The sequence below is a fragment of the Hymenobacter antarcticus genome (genome assembly GCF_039539545.1).
GTDB classification, from domain to species: domain Bacteria; phylum Bacteroidota; class Bacteroidia; order Cytophagales; family Hymenobacteraceae; genus Hymenobacter; species Hymenobacter antarcticus.
Map to the genome: position 1 here is coordinate 25902 of NZ_BAABDI010000010.1, position 19076 is coordinate 44977.

Genomic DNA, 19076 nt, shown 5'->3' on the forward strand with positions numbered 1-19076 from the left:
GCCGCACTCTCACGCTTTGAATATTTGCTTAAAATAGCCCCAACTGCGCTTTTGGGCGCTTGAGCAATTCCTGGGCGCGGGCCACTTCCTCGGCCGTGACGCCAACCGGGCCAGTCGGCTCAGTCATCGCGGACTCGGCGGCGGGGGCCTCACCGGGCTTGGGCAGAGGGGCGCGCTTTTTGGCTACTTCGCGCCGTTGGGGCTCGGAGCCTTCGTCGGTGAGCAGGACCAGGGCGTGGATTTTGTAGTAGTTCAGCTTGTTGCCCATGGCCTTCCAGCCTTTCACGTCGATGAATTCGTGCAGCGCGATTTTCTCCGTTTCCTTATCGGCCTTTTTATCCTTTTGCATTTTCACTTCCACCAACGGTTCCGGGTTAGCCGTCACGGCCAGCATCTTCGAGCCTTTGGCCTCTGAGATGAAGCTGAAGCGCTTGTCCATCGTGCTGGTTTCAATCTTGAAACGCTTGACGTAGTGGATTTTGGTTTCCCCGTCCACGTACACGACCGAGAGCACCACCTCGGGCTCATGCTTGCGCAGGAGCACGATATTGGGCACATCGTAGTGGTTGGTGGGGTTGGGCGCGGTCAGCTCGTAGCTGCCATCCTTGAAGATGACCAGCACGGTGTTTTCGGTGTCGAACGTGCCCAGGTAGCGGCCGTGGCCGGCGGTGTTGAGGCGGCCCACCACGCTATCGAAGAATACCTCGCGGCCGCCCAGCGTGGAGTCGCCCAACGTTTTCTGGGTGATTTTCTTGATGGGTTGCTTGGTCACGATGTTACCCATCGAGCCCTTGCCTTTGATGCCCAATTCGGCAAAGTCAAAGTCGAACTGCTTCACCCGCGCCGGAGCTTTGTCGGAAAGCTGAATGCTCACGATTTCCGACTCCGAGTTGGGATTGGCCGTGAGATAGAGCGTTTTGGTGCCCTTGGTGCCCTTGGTCAGGTCGTACGCTTTGTCGCGGGTGATGCCCGAAACCAGGAAGCGCTTGGCGAAACTGATGCCCGACGCTCCATCGAGGTACACCATGTTGTACACCAGCCGGTCATCGTTCTTGTTGTAGACGCCAACGTGCAGAATATCCTTGCCCACGAAGGTTTTTTCCGCGATTTTGGTCACCGTAAACGTGCCGTCGCGCTTGATGGAAATAATATCGTCCAGGTCGGAGCAGTCGCAGATGGTCACCGCGTTTTCGTCCTTTTTCAGGCCGTAGCCCACAAAGCCGTCGGCGTAGTTCACGTACAGCTTCTGGTTGGCCACGGCCACTTTCTGGGCCGTCACCACGTCGAAGGTGCGCAGCTGGGTTTTGCGCTCCCGGCCCGCGCCGTACTTCTTCAGCAGGCCTTCAAAGTAGTTGATGGCGTAGCGGGTCAGGTTGGCCAGGTGGTCGGCCACTTCGGCCAGCTCCACTTCCAGCTTCTGAATGTATTCGTCGGCCTTAAAACCGTCAAACCTGGAAATCCGCTTGATGCGGATTTCGGTCAGGCGCGTGAGGTCTTCCTCCTCAATGGCGCGGCGCAGCACAATGCGCTGGTCATCGGCCCTGGCCTTCTCCCCTTCTATGCGCACGAATTTCTTCAGGCCCTTGTCAATGGTCTCCAGAATTTCCGCCCAGGTTTCGCACTCCTCAATCCTGCGATAGATGCGATTTTCGATGAAAATCTTCTCCAGTGAGGCGTTGTGCCACTTTTCCCACAGCTCATCCTGGCGGATTTCGAGCTCGCGCTCCAGCAGGCGCACGGTGGCCTTGGTGCTTTGGCGCAGCACGTCCTCCACGCCCACGAAGCGGGGCTTGTCGTCGATAATGACGCAGGTGTTGGGCGAGATGCTGATTTCGCAGTCGGTGAAGGCATACAGCGCGTCCATGGTGAGGTCGGGCGACACGCCGGCGGGCAGCTGCACCTGGATTTCCACGTTGGCGGCCGTGTTGTCAACCACCTTTTTAATCTTAATTTTATTAGCCTCACTCGCCTTCACGATGCTCTCCATCAGCGCCGTGGTGGTGGAGCCATACGGAATGTCGCGGATGATGAGCAGGGTCTTGTCGACCTTCTCAATGGTGGCGCGCAGCCGGATTTTGGCCCCGCGCATACCCGAGTTGTAGTTGGTCACGTCGCACAGCCCGCCGGTCGAAAAGTCTGGAAACAGCTGCACCTCGCGCCCCCGCAGCACGTCGATACTAGCCTTGCACAGCTCCCGGAAGTTGTGGGGCATAATCTTGGTGCTCAGGCCCACGGCGATGCCCTCCACGCCCTGCGCGAGCAGCAGCGGGAACTTCACGGGCAGCGTGGTGGGCTCGCGCTTGCGGCCGTCGTAGCTCAGCTGCCACTCGGTGGTGTCGGGGTTGAACACCACGTCGAGCGCGAATTTGCTCAGGCGGGCTTCGATATAGCGGGCGGCGGCGGCGCCGTCGCCGGTGCGCACGTCGCCCCAGTTGCCCTGGGTTTCGATGAGCAGGTCTTTCTGGCCCAGGTTCACCATGGCGTCGCCGATGCTGGCGTCGCCGTGCGGGTGGTACTGCATGGTCTGGCCGATGACGTTGGCCACCTTGTTGAAGCGGCCGTCGTCCATCTCCTTCATGGCGTGCAGAATGCGCCGCTGCACGGGTTTCAGGCCGTCCTCGATGGCGGGCACGGCCCGCTCCAGAATCACATAGCTGGCATAGTCCAGAAACCAGTTCTGGTACATGCCGCGCACCGTGGCCACGTCGTGAATGGTTTCGCCGGGGGCGAACTTGGGCTCTTCCTCCGTTTCGGGCTCGGGCACGGTTTCGGCCGCTACGTGCACGGTCAGGGTGCCGTCGAATAAGTCGGTGGCTTCGGCCGGCCGGAGGTGGGCCGCGTCCTGCTCCGCGAAGCTGGCCGGCTCCGCGGCATCGTCGGCCGCGGCTGGGGAGAAGGCCGACAGGTCAAAATCCACCGAATCGCCGGGCTGTAAAAAATTTTGGTCGGGGGTGTCGGAATCGGGGGTGTCGAGTGTAGCCACGGGGGAAACGAATGAGGTCGGCGAACTGCCGTCAAAAATACCGGTATCAGCGCGGAGCGCAATAACTCACAAACCTGCCGGGAAGGGTAAAGTTCCCAATATTTTTAGTGCGCCGATTGAACAAGTCGGCACAAATCAAGAATAAAAACCTGCTTAAATCGTAAATTACGGCAATATATCAGACAAAAGCAAGCTAATATAAATAGCCATTCCTGGACCGGCCATGCGCGTTAAAAAGGGGGAAACCGACCGATTTTCACCGGCACGAAAAAAGCCCGGACCAAAGGCCCGGGCTTTTCCGTGGAATTTGCCGTCCAGTCTACCCCTGGCCGGCGGTCCAAACGTACGCAAAAATTTAAAAACAATTTCTACGGACGCTCTTTTTTTTATTCACAGCCTCATAACTGCCCGGAAATAACCGCGCCTTAGCGGACAATTTCCACCCAGCCTTTCAGGTTGATGCTGCAGGAAGGCTGGCTCAGCAAATAGTAATAGACGCCGGCGGGCTGGTCGGTGGCTGCCCAGTCGTTGTGATAAGCAGTGGTTTCGTACACGAGCCGGCCCCAGCGGTTGAAGACCTTGAGCTGGGGCGTGCCATAGGAACCGGGGATTTTCAGCACCGCGTTCAACTTATCACCGTTGACGGTAAGAATGTTGGGCAATTGAAATTCCCTGCTCAGCTTCACTTCATACGCTATTACCTGAGGGCAAAACCGCCCCTGCTCAATCTCGACGCTGTAGCGGCCGGGCGTGGTCACGGGCAAGGTGGGCGTTTGGGCCCCGGTATTCCACCGGTAAGCAGTGCCCGTGGGCCGGGGCGACAAGCGGGCCGGGTCGAGGACGCTCAGCTGGCCGCAGGATAGTGAATCGACCACGTTCCGCACGGGCGGAGCCACCGCTTCCCGGATGACATATTCGACCACGGCCGGACAAGTCTGGCCCTGGTCTACCTCGACGCGGTAGCGGCCGGGCGCGGTCACGGTAATAAACGGCGTGCGCGCGCCATTGCTCCAGGTATAGGCAATGCCACTCACGAATGGGGTAAGGCGCGTGGGGTCCAGCACCAGGGGCCGGCCGCAGCCCAGCGAGTCCCGCACCTGGCGCACCGATACGGGCGGCAGCACCACCACCGGAACGCTGAGTGTGGCCGTGCCCAAGCCGCAGAAGTTGGCCGTGCCGCGACGGGTGGCTACGAGCCGGGCCGTGAAGGTGCCCGCGTTGGCATAGGTGTGGCGCGGGGCGCGGGCCGTGTCGAGCGGGCTGCCATCGCCAAAGTCCCAGCTGTAAAGCAGTGTGGTGGAAGAATTATTCACGAACTGGACCGCGTAGGGCGCGCAGCTTGCGGGCGGCGTAGGCACCAATAACGAAATACCGGCAGCACTGGTGGGCGCCATATCGAATTTGAAGGCGGCCCCGTCGAGGCCGCTGGTAGCACCGGCCGAAAACGCCCCCGGCGTGGTGCCAAACGTGCGGCCGCTGTTACAGGTGAGGTGATAGAGCACCCCGGCCCGCGACACCTGGTTGGAAGCCGCGAAGTGAACGTGAGTGCCCCCGGAGGTACCCGCGTTGAAGTTGGCTTCGCCTACATACGTACCATAGAGCAGGGCCGTGGCGTTTTCGGCCAGCACGGCCAGGTACAGGCTGCGCGGCTGGCTCGAAAAAGCATCGGCGGTGCGCGGGCAGCCGGGGCTGGGCAGGTTGCCCCCGTAGGTGCTGAAGTATAGCCGCCCGCAGTTGTCGCGCCCGAAGCCGGTGAGCACATTCGAGCTCTGCAGGGAGCCGGCGGCAACCACGCTCACCTGCGTGCTGAAGATGGTAGCGCTGAGCGTCGGGTTGAGCGCATGCACGAAAAAACCCGTGCTACCGGGCACCACGGCCCCGTAGGTGCCAGTTGTGCGCGGATAGTCTCCATCCGAAGCCCCGCCCACCAACACCTGGCCGCTGGCGTCGAGGTCCAGAAAACGGGCCACGTCGTTGGAACTAGTGCCAAGGTAGGTACCGCCCAGCCGCAGGCCGGCGGCACTGTAGCGCAGCACGAAGCCATTGTTGCCAAAAGGGGCCACCGGCATAAGGCCAGGCGTGCCCAGCGGCAGGTTGAGGCTGGTGGTGCCGCCGCACACGTACACGTCGCCGCTGGCGGCTACTTTCACGTCGTGGGCCCGGTCGTCGCTGCTGCCACCCAGGTAGGTCGACCAGCGCAGGGCGGTGAGCCCGGGGTTGAAGCGGGTGAGCACGCCTTCGTAGCCCGCGCTCTTGATAGGCTGGGCGGCGTTGAGCATGGGGTAATCGGTGGATTGGGTGGTGCTGGCCACCAGCACGTCGCCGGTAGCGGGGTCTATCGCCAGGCTGCCGGGCACCGACGACACCGAACCCGCCTCCTCGCCGGAGCCGCCCAGGAAGGTAGAAGCCAGAATGGCGGTACCGGTCGCGTTGAAGCGGGTAACCACGAAATCAAGCGGAGTAAAGCTCCCCGAGCTGCCAGTACCCAGCTGGCGGTCGAAGGCCCCGGCCGTGGTGGGATAGTCGGGGGCGGTGGTGGTGCCCAATATCACTAACTCGCCCGCCGCGCTCACCTCCAGGTCGAGCGGGTAGTCCTGCGAAAATGGGCTGCCACCCGTGCCGTTCCCACCCAGGTACGTGGCATAAATTAAGGTACTGCCATTGGCCGAGAACTTAGCAATTCCCATGTTTCCGTTAAAAAACGCGGTTTTGATGGCTCCCAGCGTTACCGGATACTGCCCACCAAACAGGTAGCCGCCGGTGTACATATTGCCCTGCGCATCAGAAGCGGCCGTGTTGGCCGACATCCCCACCGGCGAGCCCGAATAGCTGGCAAACACCAGCACGGGGTCGATAACCAGGCGCTGAGCCGGGTCGTAGCCCGCGCCCAGCGCAAAGCTGATTTCGTGGCCGCGCAGCACGAAGCGGCACGGCACCGCCCGGCGCCGGCCGGTAGCCGACAGCTGCCACGCCACCGGAGCCTGCTCGCGGAGCTCGCCCACGCTGGTGCGCAGCCGCAGGTGCCCTTCCGGGGTGATGGCCAGGCCATCGAGGCCGTCGTAGCGCAGGCGGATGGCGGCCGGTTTGGCACCGGGCACCAGTTCGAAATCATACTCCAGCTGGCTGCTGCCGGCTTGCTGGTGCCAGCGCACGTCGATGCCGGGGTAGGCTTCGTGGTAGCGCACGCCAGCGTACAGTGGCACCTTCGCGGCCCACTTTGCGGGGTCATTACCCAAAAAATAGTTGTGAAATCCCTCCTGCCGCTCTTCGCCCATCAGGGCCGGAGCCGCGGCGGCTCCCACCATGGTCACGCGGAAGGCGTGGCCAGCTACCGGGGTTTGGGAAGCCTCCCTTTCGGGGCCGTGCGCCGACGGGGCGGCCAGGCTGTAGGTGAAGCAGTTGTTTTCGAGGAAGAGCCGCCCGCCGGGCAGGTCCACCGCATACTTTACCTGCTTCGCCCATTGGCCGTTATTGGGCACAAAGGGCACTTGGGTGACCGGGGTAGCGGCCCTGGCCACCGCAGTGGCCAGCAATAAACCCATCATTAAAGAAAGACGCATAAACTATTTGGTCATAAATGTGGAAAAGTTGAAGCATCAAAACTACAAATGGCTTGCCTCATAACGGCAAAATTCCCAAGCCATTGCGCAGGTTTTTTAGAAATAGTATTGCTGAATTATTGCCTTGCCTCCGAGTAGAACGAGTCTGGATAGTAGCGTGCACAAAAAAGCCCCTGAGGTTGTCAGGGGCTTTAAAAAAATGCTGGTGAAGTGCCTGTCCGGGTACTACGCCTCGATTTCGGCTTCTACCACTTCCGCAACTGGTAGCACATCCGACGTCACCAGGTCCTTTTCCAGGCGCAGGTTGTCGATGATGAATTCCTGCCGGGCGGGCGTGTTTTTGCCCATGTAATAGGTGAGCACCTGCTGAATGCTGCGGTCCGACTGCAGAATGACCGGTTCGAGCTTGATGTTTTCGCCGATGAACTTGCCAAACTCGTCGGGCGAAATCTCGCCCAAGCCCTTGAAGCGGGTGATTTCGGGGTTCTTGCCCAGCTTGCGCATGGCGGCCTGCTTCTCACTTTCGTTGTAGCAATAGATGGTTTCCTTCTTGTTGCGCACCCGGAACAGCGGCGTTTCAAGAATGAAAACGTGGCCGTTGCGCACCAAATCCGGGAAAAACTGCAGGAAGAACGTGAGCAGCAGCAACCGGATGTGCATGCCGTCGACATCGGCATCGGTGGCCACCACTACGCGGTTGTAGCGCAGGCCTTCAATGCCTTCCTCGATGTTGAGGGCGTGCTGAAGCAGGTTCAGCTCCTCGTTCTCGTACACGATTTTCTTCTTCAGCCCGAAGCAGTTCAGCGGCTTGCCGCGCAGGCTGAACACGGCCTCCAGCTCCACGTTGCGGCTCTTGGTGATGCTGCCCGAAGCCGAGTCGCCCTCGGTGATGAAGAGCGTGGTGAGCAGCTCTTTTTCGGCCCCGTCCCTGGCGTTTTCGCCCAGGTGGAAGCGGCAGTCGCGCAGCTTGCGGTTGTGCAGGTTGGCTTTTTTGGCGCGCTGGTTGGCCAGCTTTTTCACGCCGGCCATGTCCTTGCGCTCGCGCTCGCTCTGCTCGATGCGCTTGCGCAGGGCCTCGGCGGCGGCGGCGTTTTTGTGCAGGTAGTTATCGAGGTGCTCCTTGACGAAATCGAGGATGAAGCCGCGCACGGTGGGGCCGTCCTCGCCCATGTTCACGCTGCCGAGCTTGGTTTTGGTCTGGCTCTCGAACACTGGCTCCTGCACGCGCACCGAAATGGCGGCGATAATGCTGGCCCGGATGTCGGCGGCATCGTAGTCCTTCTTATAGAACTCGCGCACGGCCTTCACCACGGCCTCGCGGAAGGCGGCCAGGTGCGTGCCGCCCTGAGTAGTGTACTGGCCGTTCACGAAGGAATAATACTCCTCGCCGTAGTCGTTGCCGTGGGTCATGGCCATTTCGATATCCGGCGCTTTGAGGTGGATAATCGGGTAGCGCAGGTGCTCCACGTCGGCCTTGCGGGCGAGCAGGTCGAGCAGGCCGTTTTCGGAGTAATACTTCTGGCCGTTGAAGTTGATGGTGAGGCCGGCGTTGAGGTAAACGTAGTTCCAGACCTGGTTTTCGAGGTATTCCGGGATGAAGCGGTAGTTCTTGAAAATCGTGTCGTCGGGCTGAAAGGTGACGAGGGTGCCGTTGCGCTGGCTGGTTTTGGTAGGCTTGAGGTCGGCCACCAGGTTGCCCTGGGCAAACTCCGCCGCCTTCATAATGCCTTCGCGCACGCTTTGCACCAGGAAGTAGCCGCTCAGGGCATTCACGGCCTTGGTGCCCACGCCGTTCAGGCCCACGGATTTTTGAAACACCTTGGAGTCGTACTTGCCGCCGGTGTTGATTTTGCTCACCACGTCCACCACCTTGCCCAGGGGAATGCCGCGGCCGTAGTCACGTATCTGCACCCGCGAATCGGAGATTTTGATGTCGATGGTCCGGCCGTGGCCCATCACATGCTCGTCGATGCAGTTGTCGACCACTTCCTTTACCAGCACATAAATGCCGTCGTCGTAGGCCGACCCGTCCCCGAGCTTGCCGATGTACATGCCCGGCCGCAGCCGGATGTGCTCGCGCCAGTCCAGCGACCGGATGCTGTCTTCGTTGTAGCCGTGGTCGGGCACTTTCGGGGTAGCTTCCAGGTCGTCGACAAGTAGTTCGTCTTTCATTACAAAAAATACGTAAGGGGAGCAGATTTCAGGTAAAATAACGCAGAAAAGGGCGGTTCGCCAAGCCGGGCCTTACCAGTCAGCTTAGCTAAGCCCGCCAAATTATTTAGTTTTCAACACCGTCATGCCCCCGGCAGTTCACTGGGCCAGGGGATGATTCCGGAATTTCCTCCTCTCCCGAATCCTTTTTTATTCTTAAATGTTTCCCCGCCCCAATACTCTCAACCAGCCGCGCAACCTGCCCTCGCCCACGCAAACCCACGCACCGGCTGAAGTCAAGCAGGCCCCGGTTGTATACTACACCTTTCTACTAATCGGGCTTTCGCTGCTCGTGCTCGTGCTCCGCAAGCTCGATAGCGTGTTGCTGCCCATCCTGTTCGCGGCCTTGCTGGCAGTGCTGCTCCTGCCGCTGGTCACGCGGCTCGAGCGCTGGAAATTTCCGCGCATCTGGGCCATCATCGTGGCCTTGCTGCTGGTAATTGGTACGCTGGTTGGGCTGTTTTACCTGTTTGGCTCCCAGATTATGAGCCTGCGCGAGGAACTGCCCAAGCTTCAGGCCAAAAGCGTGCAGTACTTTGACCAGATTCAGCAGTGGGCGCACGCCAAATTCGGCTACGAGCCCATGAGCAAAGAGCAGCTGATTGACAGCTCAATGAAATCAGTAAAGAGCTCAGCCGGCGGCTTTTTAGGCTCCACGCTCAGCACCACGGCGGGTATTTTGAGCGTAACCACGCTGGTGCCGATTTACATCTTTTGCTTCCTGTATTACCGCGACCACATGCGGCAGTTCATGTTCCGCTTCGTGGCCCCCGACAAGCGCACCAGCGTGCTGCATACCATGGACAGCATTCAGACGGTGGTGCAGGCCTACATTCAGGGCTTGCTCACGGTCATCGTCATCGTGTCGGTGCTCAATGCCATTGGCCTGCTGGTGCTGGGGGTGAAATTCGCCGTGTTCTTCGCCATTTTCGCCTCGGTACTGGCCATTATTCCCTACATCGGCATTCTGGTGGGCTCGGCCATTCCGGCACTGGTGACGCTGGTCGAAACCGGCTCGCCGGGCAAGGCGGCGGCCGTGGTGGGCGTGTTCGTATTCGTGCAGTTTTTGGAAGGCAACTTCATCACGCCCATGATTACGGGCTCCAAAGTGAGCATCAATCCCATGGCGGCCATCATTGCCCTGATTCTGGGCGGCGAGCTGTGGGGCACGCCGGGCATGATTCTCAGCATCCCGCTGATTGCCGTGATAAAAGTGCTGCTCGATTCCAGCAAGGCCACCGAGCCCTGGGGCTTCCTGCTAGGCGACGTGACCGATGGCGAGGATACTAAAAAGGATACTTCGGACGACCAGCCCGGCTTTTTTGCCAAAGCCCTGCGCATGGTCAAGCGTACGTAGCACCGCCGCAACCCGGCCGCCCGAATAAAAGTATAGCAACAGGTACCTTCTCCTTATTTTACACCTAAACTTTTTCCCCATGACTTCGTCGAACGAAACCACTGCCCGCGCCTACAACGACCTGGTTGAAATCAACAAAACGGCCACCAAGGGCTACCAGGAGGCCGCCGAGGGCGTAACCAACCCCCAACTGAAAGCCGAGCTGAGTCGCCTGTCGCAGCAGCGGGCCCAGTTTGCCGCCGACCTGAGCCAGCACGCCAGCCGCTTTGGCGTCAGCACCGAAGATTCCGGCACCATTGAAGGAGCCCTGACCGATGCCGCCGCCGCCGTGCACCGCGGCTGGATTAACATCAAATCGGTCGTGACGGGCCAGGACGACTCCGCCATTCTGGGCGAGTGCGAAACCGGCGACGCCATCGCCCTCAAGGCCTACGAAACCGCCCTGCAAGCATCCGACCTGCCCGCCGAAGCAAAAACCGTGATTCAGAAGCAGCACGGCCAGATTCTGGAAGCCAAGAATAAAATCACCCAGCTGAAGGGCCAAACCAGCTAATGATTAGTGGTTGAGGAACAGGCGCACTTAACCTAATCGTTAACCACTACCAATCACAGCTCATAAACCACTAAAAAAGGCGGCCTCGCAAGGGCTGCCTTTTTTAGTTGCAACCTTCTGGCGGGCTAAGTTTGTTAGCTTTTCTTTTGACCCCATTCCCCGCCGCGCTTTGTACGCCATCATTGACCTTGAAACCACCGGCGGGCAGCCCACGCAGGACCGCATCACCGAAATAGCCATTTATATTCACGATGGCGAGCGCATCGTGGACGAGTACGCCACGCTGCTCAACCCTGGCCGGGCCATTCCGCCGTTCATTACCCAGCTCACCGGCATCACCAACGACATGGTGAGCGACGCGCCCAAGTTCCACGAGGTGGCCCGCAAGGTGGTGGAAATGACCGAAGGCTGCGTGTTCGTGGCCCACAACGTGCGCTTCGACTACTCGTTTCTGAAGAAGGAATTTGCCGACCTGGGCTACAACTACTCGCGCAAAACGCTGTGTACCGTGCGCCTCTCGCGCAGCCTCATTCCGGGGCAGCCCAGCTACAGCCTGGGCAAGCTGTGCCAGAACATCGGCATTCCGCTCGAAGGCCGGCACCGCGCCGCCGGCGATGCCCACGCCACAGCCCTGCTCTTCGGCCGGCTGCTGACGATAACCACCGAAACCGAAGACCTCCCCCACGGCACCGATACCAGCCACACCCTGGCCCGCGTGGATGCCCTGGCCCCCGCCGGCCGCCGGCCCGAGGGCACCAAAGCGCCGTCGCCCAAGCGCGTGGCGGCCGTGCAGTCGGCCATTCGGGAGGCGCTGATGCCGCCGCTGGTGTCGGCGGCGCTGGTGGCCAGTCTGCCCCAAGCCACGGGCGTATACTACTTCCACAACGAAGCGGGCGAGGTGATTTACGTGGGCAAGTCCATCAATATCTACAAGCGCATCCAGCAGCATTTCGCGGTAGACGTGAAGTCGCGCAAGAGCCTGGATTTCAAAAACTCCATCGCCGATATTACCTGGGAGCTGACCGGCTCCGAGCTGGTGGCGCTGCTCTACGAGTCGCACCTGATTAAGCTGATGAAGCCGGCCTATAACCGCGCCCAGCGGCGCTCGGTATTCCCGGCCGGCATCTACCTGCGCATCGATGAGCAGGGCTACAAGCGCCTGGCCTACGGCCGCGCCGATGCCCGCAATGCCGAAGTTCCCATCATCGCGCTGGGCAATCAGTTCAAGGCCCAGGGCTTTCTCTACCACAAAGTATCCAAGTACAACCTCTGCCAGAAGCTCTGTGGCCTGTACAAAACGCCGGGCGGCTGCTTCGACTTCCAGGTGCACCGCTGCCTGGGGGCCTGCGTGGGCCAGGAGCCGCCCGAGAGCTACAACCTGCGCGTGGACGAGGCCATCGACAGCATCAGCTACGAGCACGAAACCTTCGTGGTCATCGGGGCGGGCCGCACCGAGCTGGAAAAAAGCATCGTGCTGGTTGAGAACGGCCGCTACCGGGGCTTCGGCTACGTGGATGAGACGTTCTCGGCCCGCAAGCTGGCCGATTTCCGCGACGTCATCAAGCCCTACACCGACAACAAGGACGTGCAGCAGATTATCCGGCAGCACCTGCGCACCAGGCACAAGGGCGAGCGGGTGAAGGTGTTCGGGTAAAGACCGGCGAATGGGTGGAGCGGTGAATTAGGACAGTTATCAAATTAGTATGTGGCCGTTTAAACAAGGTAAAGACGCAACATTTTGCGTCTCGTCGTTGAACGAAATCGTCTGACGGTGCTCCCGTAAGCCGTTCAACGACGAGACGCAAAATGTTGCGTCTCTACTCCCGTACACCAACCCGAAAGTTGCTGTAATTGAATTATTAGTAGGACGCAGGCTGATTTTTATCATAGTTCGGCTACCGGCTTTCCCCTAGTTTTAGAGAGTGGTGGGAAAGCTGCTGTCAACTGCCACTCAGGTTCTGCCCATGGGCTGAGCGCGGCCAGCCCACGGGCGTCCGCACCGCGCAACTTACTGACCAACCATTCAATTCGCGCGTCTACCAGCGCCGGGAGCCATGACTTCTTCCCTGCTGTTCGACTTACTGATTATCCTGCTGCTTTCCGTAGGTGTTACGCTGCTGTTTATCCGCATCCGGCTGCCCTCCATCATCGGGTTTCTGGTTACGGGCATGCTGGCCGGGCCCTACGCGCTCGGGCTGGTGAAGGGCCCGCTGAAGGTCAATCAGGTGGCGGAGCTGGGCATTATCCTGCTCATGTTCACCATTGGGCTGGAGTTTTCGATGCAGAGCCTGGTGCGTATCCGGCGGGCGGTTTTTTTGGGCGGCACGTTGCAGGTGGGGCTCACGGTGCTGGTGGTGGCCGTGCTGGCGCTGGCCGCTGGCTGCTCTATGGGTACGGCCATATTCTGGGGCTTTCTGATTTCCCTCAGCAGCACCGCCATCGTGCTCAAGCTGATGCAGCAGCGGATGGAAGTAGAATCCATGCACGGGCAGATTGTGCTGGCCATCCTGCTTTTTCAGGATGTGGTGGTGGTGCCGATGATGCTGCTGATTCCGCTGCTCAGCGGGCAAGCCACCGGCAGTCCCTGGCTGATGCTGGGCCTGATGCTGGCCAAAATCGTGGGCGTGCTGGTCGTGGTGGTCCTCGGGGCCCGCTACTTCATGCCCTGGCTGCTGCTGGCGGTGGCCCGCACGCACAGCCGCGAGCTGTTCCTGCTCACCGTCATCGGAACCTGCCTGGGCGTGGCCTGGCTGACCGAGGAAGCGGGCCTTTCGATGGCGCTGGGGGCCTTTTTGGCCGGCCTGCTCATTGCCGATTCCGAATACAGCTACGAGGCCGTGAGCAGCGTACTGCCGTTCCGGGAGGTTTTCGCCAGCTTCTTTTTCGTATCCATCGGCATGCTCTTCGATGTGCGGGTGCTGCTGGCCCACCCGCTCGAGATTCTGCTGCTCACGCTCGGCGTGATACTGCTGAAAATGCTGCTGACTCCGTTCGCCGCCGTGTTTTTGCGGGCGCCCGTGGGCGAAACCCTGCTGGCCGGGCTGGCCCTGGCTCAGGTGGGCGAGTTTTCCTTCGTGCTTTCGCGGGCGGGCCTGCAGGCGGGCCTCATCAGCCCCGACAGCTACCAGCTATTTCTGGCCATTTCCGTGCTCACCATGTGCTGCACGCCACTGGTGATGGCCGCGGCCCGGCCCTCGGTGGCCTGGCTGATGCGCCGGCCGTTTCCCATGCGGCTGGAGCAGCAGCTGCACCCGGCTGATAGTCCTTCCCTGCCGTCGCTCACGCTCCCCCACGGCCCGCTCACCGACCATCTGGTGGTGGTGGGCTACGGGCTGAACGGGCGCAACGTAGTGCGGGCCGCCAAGTTTGCCAGGCTCCCGCACATCATCCTCGAAGCCGATGCCGAAAAGGTGCACCGGGGCCTGAAGCGCGGCGAGCGCATCGTGTACGGCGATGTTACCCACGAGCCCGTGCTGGAGCACCTGGGCGTGGCCCAGGCCCGGATGGTGGTGGTGGCCATCTCCGACCCCGCCGCCACGCTGCGGGCCGTCGTCGCCATCCGGCGGCTCAACCCCAAAACCTGCATTCTGGTGCGCAGCCTCTACCTCTACGAGCACAAGAAGCTCTACCAGGCGGGCGCGACCAAGGTGATTTCGCAGGAGCAGGAAACGTCGATGGAGGTGCTGGCCCACGTACTGGCCCGTTTCCTGGTGCCGCAGCCCGATATTGAAAAGCTCATCGACGAGCTGCGCCATGGCAACCACGCCATGCTGCGGCCCCATTCCATCACGAAATCGGCCTGGTCGAGCATCCACGTCGGGCTGGCGGGGGCCGAGCTGGCCACGGTGCCGCTCCAGGCCGACCCGCAAACCTGTCTGGTGGGCAAGCGCCTGGCCGAGTCCGATATGCGGCAGCGCTTCGGGCTGAGCGTGCTGGCCATTCGCCGCGATGGCTCGATGCTCCCGGACCTGAACGACGACACCGTCATTCAGCTCCACGACACGCTGTATGTCTTCGGCAAGCCGGCGCAGGTAGCGTCCTTCGTGCAGACGATGCAGCCCGCCGAGGCCTGATGCCCTGCCCCGGCGGTGGCCCGGACGAGCCGGGCGAGGCGGTCGCCTAGCTCCTACTTCCTTCCAACGCGACAAGGCCCGCTGAACAGTGTTCAGCGGGCCTTGTTCGGTGCTTGGCCAGGCTACTTGCGGCCGGCTACCATTTCCTCCACCACTAGGGGCACAGGAGGGTGGTGACGTCACTCAGCTTGCTGGTTTCACCCCCGGCGACCTTACGCAGGATGCGGCGCATTTGCCGGAACGGAATTTGGACGGGCCGACGCGGGCCGGCACGTTGGGCGTGATGCCGGCCAAGACCGACACCAAAACGCCCCCGATTTCCGTGAGCCACCAGGAGTCCGCCACGGAGCAACAGCCCTTGCCTACATGCTGGTAGTACCTGCCCCTGGCCTCTTTAGTGCTGGGCTCGCGCACCGAGTAGAGCATAGGTAGGCTGTGCAGCGAGCAGCAGAGCAAATTGTCCAGAGCTTGACTAAGAGGCAAAGTATGGCTGCAGGTGCTATTAATAAAGTGTTGATACACAATATTTTGAAAATATTAATACACCCTTGATTTCTCGTATATTTTCCGCTTCACTCTTGAAAATTGACATAGAATATATTGTCGGCAAGTCAGTATTATTCAACTACAACATGATTAATAGCAATTTTTATTGATTTTTACCATAAAATATAACGTATTTATATAATTTTTAAAATATTATTAATTATAATAATATTTATTTTTTTTATTATTAAATTAATGTATATATTTACATATATTCACTCTGGCAGGAGTTGCTGCTCTTATCCATCTTTTTAGTAAAACAGCATGGGAAATCTCTTACAAGCCTCCGTGCGCCTACTTCTTGTAGCCACGCTGCTAGCACCGGCATTTACCAGCCAAGCCCAGACAGGCATCGGCACGACGACTCCAAATCCTTCGGCCGCCCTCGACGTTCAGAGTTCGTCGCTTGGCTTTTTGCTCCCTAGGGTTGCCCTGCAAGCCGTTACCGACGGCACTACCATCAGCAACCCGGCCCCGGCGCTGCTGGTGTACAATACGAGCACCAACCTGAGTGGTGCAGGCTTTTACTATAATGCCGGAACAGCCGCGGTACCCAGCTGGCAGCGATTCGTGACCACTGGCTTTACCGTGGGGCAGGATTTTTGGGGCCTCAACGGCACCAGTTCCACCTCAACCAACTTTATGGGCACGATGAATGGCCAGGACCTGGCCTTCCGGGTCAACAACGACGAGCGGATGCGACTAAATATGGCCGGTAACCTGGTAACGAGCGCCACCATGAAGGTGGGCATCGGCACTTCGGTACCCTCCAATACGCTACACCTGGGCGGAAACATGAGCAGCGTTCGGGTTGAGGGCTTGGGAGGCAACGGCATCCGTTACCTTACGACCGACAACACCGGTGTGATAAAGATTGGTACCGAAGCGCCTGGCACCGGCAATGATTTTGTCCTGAATCAGACGGGCCTGCAGAATGCGAGCTTCAATGTTAGCGGTTCGGGTGGCGTGGGCGGAAACATGAACGTCGGCAACAACCTTAATGTAAGCAACAACCTTACTGTGAACGAAAACATCACGGTTCGTAATAACCTGACTGTAGATAGAAATATGACTGTCACAGGGAATTCGACTAATACCGGTAACTCCACATTCAGTGGCAGCACCACTTTCAACGGCACTACTGCACTCAATGGTATCAACACATCCATCTCAGGAAATACAACGCTCGCTACGTTAGCGGGCACCGGCACTCGCATGGTTATCGCAAATAGTTCGGGGCTGCTTTCCGCACAGGCCATGCCTTCTTTATCCATAAGCGGGACCACCCTGACTTTGACGGGTGCCAGTCCCGTAACACTGCCCACGAGTATTGGGCCGATAGGTCCGGCAGGCGCTAATGGGGCGGTTGGAGCGGCTGGGCCAGCCGGTGTAGCTGGGCCGGCTGGAGCACCAGGTACTAATGGCACCAATGGGGTGGCTGGAGCAGCTGGGCTAGCCGGACCAGCTGGGGCGGCTGGAGCGGCAGGTACTAATGGTACTAATGGTACTAATGGCACCAATGGGGCGGATGGAGCGGCTGGGGCGGCTGGGGCGACTGGAGCGGCAGGTACTAATGGGACTGCCGGACTAGCTGGGGCGGCTGGGGCGGCTGGGGCGGCTGGGGCGGCTGGACTAGCTGGGGCAGCTGGAGCGACTGGGGCGGCTGGAGCGGCAGGTACTAATGGTACTAATGGTACTAATGGCACCAATGGGGCGGATGGAGCGGCTGGGGCGACTGGAGCGGCTGGGGCGACTGGAGCGGCAGGTACTAATGGGACTGCCGGACTAGCTGGGGCGGCTGGAGCTGCCGGACTAGCTGGGGCGGCTGGACCAACCGGTGGAGCTGGGCCGGCTGGGCCGATTGGGCCGATTGGGCCGATTGGGCCGATTGGGCCGATTGGGCCGATTGGGCCGGCTGGGCCGGCTGGACCAGTGGGTTCGCAGGGTCCGATTGGGGCTACCGGGGTCAAGGGTAATGCCGGAGATGCAGGGCCTACTGGCGCAGCGGGGTTGGTTGGGCCGGTTGGTTCCACTGGCCCAGCTGGCTCTAGTGCTACCCTCATTAACACCAACGGCAACTCGTATCCATTACCAACTCCCGGAACTGCTGGCAGCCTACTGTTCGTCCGTTACACCCCTGGAAGTGAGCTCATCCTTACCGGGTCGACAACATACCAAATTGAATTGGGTAGCGCGGGGCCGCTTCTTTCAGTTACAATAACGCTTGGCAGTGTTGGTATAGCGCAGCTCCTCTACGATGGCAGTGTTTGGGTTGTCGTTAGCGTTCAATAACTGTCGCCATGAACTCAATCCTACACAGACGGTGGGCGCGCTTGATGCGCACTACCGCATTCCTGGCCCTGCTGGGAGGAAGCGTGGCGCGGCCGCTTTCCAGCCAGGCCCAGGCGCTCTACATCGGCCCGAACGGCATCGTAGGCATCACCGATTCGGTGCTCTACGTGCGGGGAAATGTCATGAATGACGGAAGATTCAGCATGGTCAAGGGCCGGCTCTTCGTGGACGAGGGAGACCTTCTTAGTGCAGCGGGTAGCAACTGGACGGCGGGCCTGGGCACGATAGTGTTGATGGGCACGGCTTCGCACAGCCTCAGTATGAATGGGGCAACCATGCACAACCTGCGCCTCAACAACACCGGTGGCACGGTCCTGGGCTCGAATGCCACCGTTAAGGGTGCCTTGGTACTTGACCAGGGGCATCTAAATACGACGACGGCCCTGAGCATGACACTGACCCCGACGGGGAAGGTGTACAAAGAAACGAACGACCATTATGTGAAGGGCAGCCTGCGACAAACACAAACCGTGGCGGGCTCTGCTCCCATCGATTTTGGCCGCATGGGGTTCGTGCTCAATCCACAAAACCAGGCGTTCACTTTGCAGGTGGACCGCCGGACGGGCGTAAATCAGCCCAATTATTCCTTCGGCCAGAATCCGCTGCTTAGCGGCAATCAGGGCATTGACCGCATGTGGGTGCTTTCGACCAGCAATAGATTGAACCCGGCGACCCCCGTGACTGTAACCCTTTCGTGGCTATCCGACAACGACCGCACCCTGAACTTCGGGGCCAGCATGGCCCAGGTGTGGCGCTCTACCAACCAGGGGCTGAGCTGGGTGCGCGAAGGAGGGCCGCAATCGGGAGTCGCTCGCGCGCTAACTATCACGCCAACCGTGCTCAATGCGTGGTTCACGGTGAGCACTGCGGATACCCCGCTTCCGGTGGAACTCACCGATTTTACCGCTACTGCCCGCCAGCTTGATGCCGTACTGAAATGGAGTACGGCCTCGGAGTTGCACAGTGCTTGGTTTGCCGTCGAACGCTCGTGGACGGGCCTGGACTGGCGCGAAATCAGCCGGATACCCGCCGCGGGAACAAGCTCGAAGCCGCTTAGTTACTCGGCTACCGATGTGCAGGTGGGAGCCCAGCACGCAGAGGTGTACTATCGCCTCCACCAAATTGACCTGGATGGGACCAGCGCCTACAGCATGTTGCGGTCGGTTCAGTTCGCCAAAACCATTGCGTTTGGGGTGGTGGCATACCCGGTGCCCATGCAGGAATTCCTCACCCTCGACCTGAGTACCCCAAGCGCGGGACCGGTAGCCATTGAATTCTATGATGCAACGGGCCGACTGGTGCTTAGCCAAAATTCTTCGGCCCTAAGCGGCACCACTCGTTACCAAATGGATGTCAAATCGCTGGCTTCAGGCATTTATTCGCTTCGAGTGCGCCAAGGTGCGAATGAGGTGCGACGGAAGCTGCAGCGGCTTTAGTGTCG

8 protein-coding genes are annotated in these 19076 nt (G+C 59.9%); 5 read left to right on the forward strand and 3 right to left on the reverse strand.

What is annotated here, in order from left to right; all coding sequences use genetic code 11:
* Positions 1–28: 28 nt before the first annotated feature.
* The 3 genes from ABD819_RS09000 to ABD819_RS09010 form a co-directional block, all read right to left on the reverse strand.
* Positions 29–2764 (reverse strand): DNA gyrase/topoisomerase IV subunit A, encoded by a 2736-nt coding sequence (locus ABD819_RS09000; protein ID WP_425553963.1) that lies wholly within the window; start codon positions 2762–2764, stop codon positions 29–31.
* A gap of 644 nt (positions 2765–3408) precedes the next feature.
* A complete protein-coding gene (locus ABD819_RS09005) occupies positions 3409–6543 on the reverse strand; it encodes a DUF7948 domain-containing protein (protein WP_345123286.1) in 3135 nt (1044 codons plus the stop codon).
* 225 nt (positions 6544–6768) lie between these two features.
* On the reverse strand, positions 6769–8715 hold the full coding sequence (locus tag ABD819_RS09010) for a DNA topoisomerase IV subunit B (RefSeq protein ID WP_345123289.1): 1947 nt from the start codon (positions 8713–8715) through the stop codon (positions 6769–6771).
* A 199-nt stretch (positions 8716–8914) separates the two neighbouring features.
* Here ABD819_RS09010 and ABD819_RS09015 point away from each other — a divergent pair, with 199 nt between their 5' ends.
* The 5 genes from ABD819_RS09015 to ABD819_RS09035 all read left to right on the forward strand — a co-directional run bounded on the left by ABD819_RS09015 (position 8915) and on the right by ABD819_RS09035 (position 19071).
* Complete coding sequence (locus ABD819_RS09015) at positions 8915–10111, forward strand: AI-2E family transporter (protein WP_345123291.1); 1197 nt, start codon at positions 8915–8917, stop codon at positions 10109–10111.
* Positions 10112–10190: 79 nt separating this feature from the next.
* Positions 10191–10664: a PA2169 family four-helix-bundle protein gene (locus tag ABD819_RS09020; RefSeq protein WP_345123293.1), complete on the forward strand. Its 474-nt coding sequence runs from the start codon at positions 10191–10193 to the stop codon at positions 10662–10664.
* 169 nt (positions 10665–10833) lie between these two features.
* Positions 10834–12318 carry an exonuclease domain-containing protein gene (locus tag ABD819_RS09025; RefSeq protein ID WP_345123296.1) on the forward strand — a complete coding sequence of 495 codons (1485 nt, stop codon included), beginning with the start codon at positions 10834–10836 and terminating at the stop codon, positions 12316–12318.
* A 400-nt stretch (positions 12319–12718) separates the two neighbouring features.
* A complete protein-coding gene (locus ABD819_RS09030; RefSeq protein WP_345123300.1) occupies positions 12719–14737 on the forward strand; it encodes a monovalent cation:proton antiporter family protein in 2019 nt (672 codons plus the stop codon).
* 2846 nt (positions 14738–17583) lie between these two features.
* Complete coding sequence (locus ABD819_RS09035; protein WP_345123302.1) at positions 17584–19071, forward strand: T9SS type A sorting domain-containing protein; 1488 nt, start codon at positions 17584–17586, stop codon at positions 19069–19071.
* The last annotated feature ends 5 nt before the right edge of the window (positions 19072–19076 follow it).

Excerpts from the sequence above, each read along its gene's own strand:
- ABD819_RS09005 (WP_345123286.1), bottom strand. The coding sequence starts at position 6,543 with ATGCGTCTTTCTTTAATGATGGGTTTATTGCTGGCCACTGCGGTGGCC.
- ABD819_RS09010 (WP_345123289.1), bottom strand. The coding sequence starts at position 8,715 with ATGAAAGACGAACTACTTGTCGACGACCTGGAAGCTACCCCGAAAGTG.
- ABD819_RS09015 (WP_345123291.1), top strand. The coding sequence starts at position 8,915 with ATGTTTCCCCGCCCCAATACTCTCAACCAGCCGCGCAACCTGCCCTCG.
- ABD819_RS09020 (WP_345123293.1), top strand. The coding sequence starts at position 10,191 with ATGACTTCGTCGAACGAAACCACTGCCCGCGCCTACAACGACCTGGTT.
- ABD819_RS09030 (WP_345123300.1), top strand. The coding sequence starts at position 12,719 with ATGACTTCTTCCCTGCTGTTCGACTTACTGATTATCCTGCTGCTTTCC.
- ABD819_RS09035 (WP_345123302.1), top strand. The coding sequence starts at position 17,584 with ATGAACTCAATCCTACACAGACGGTGGGCGCGCTTGATGCGCACTACC.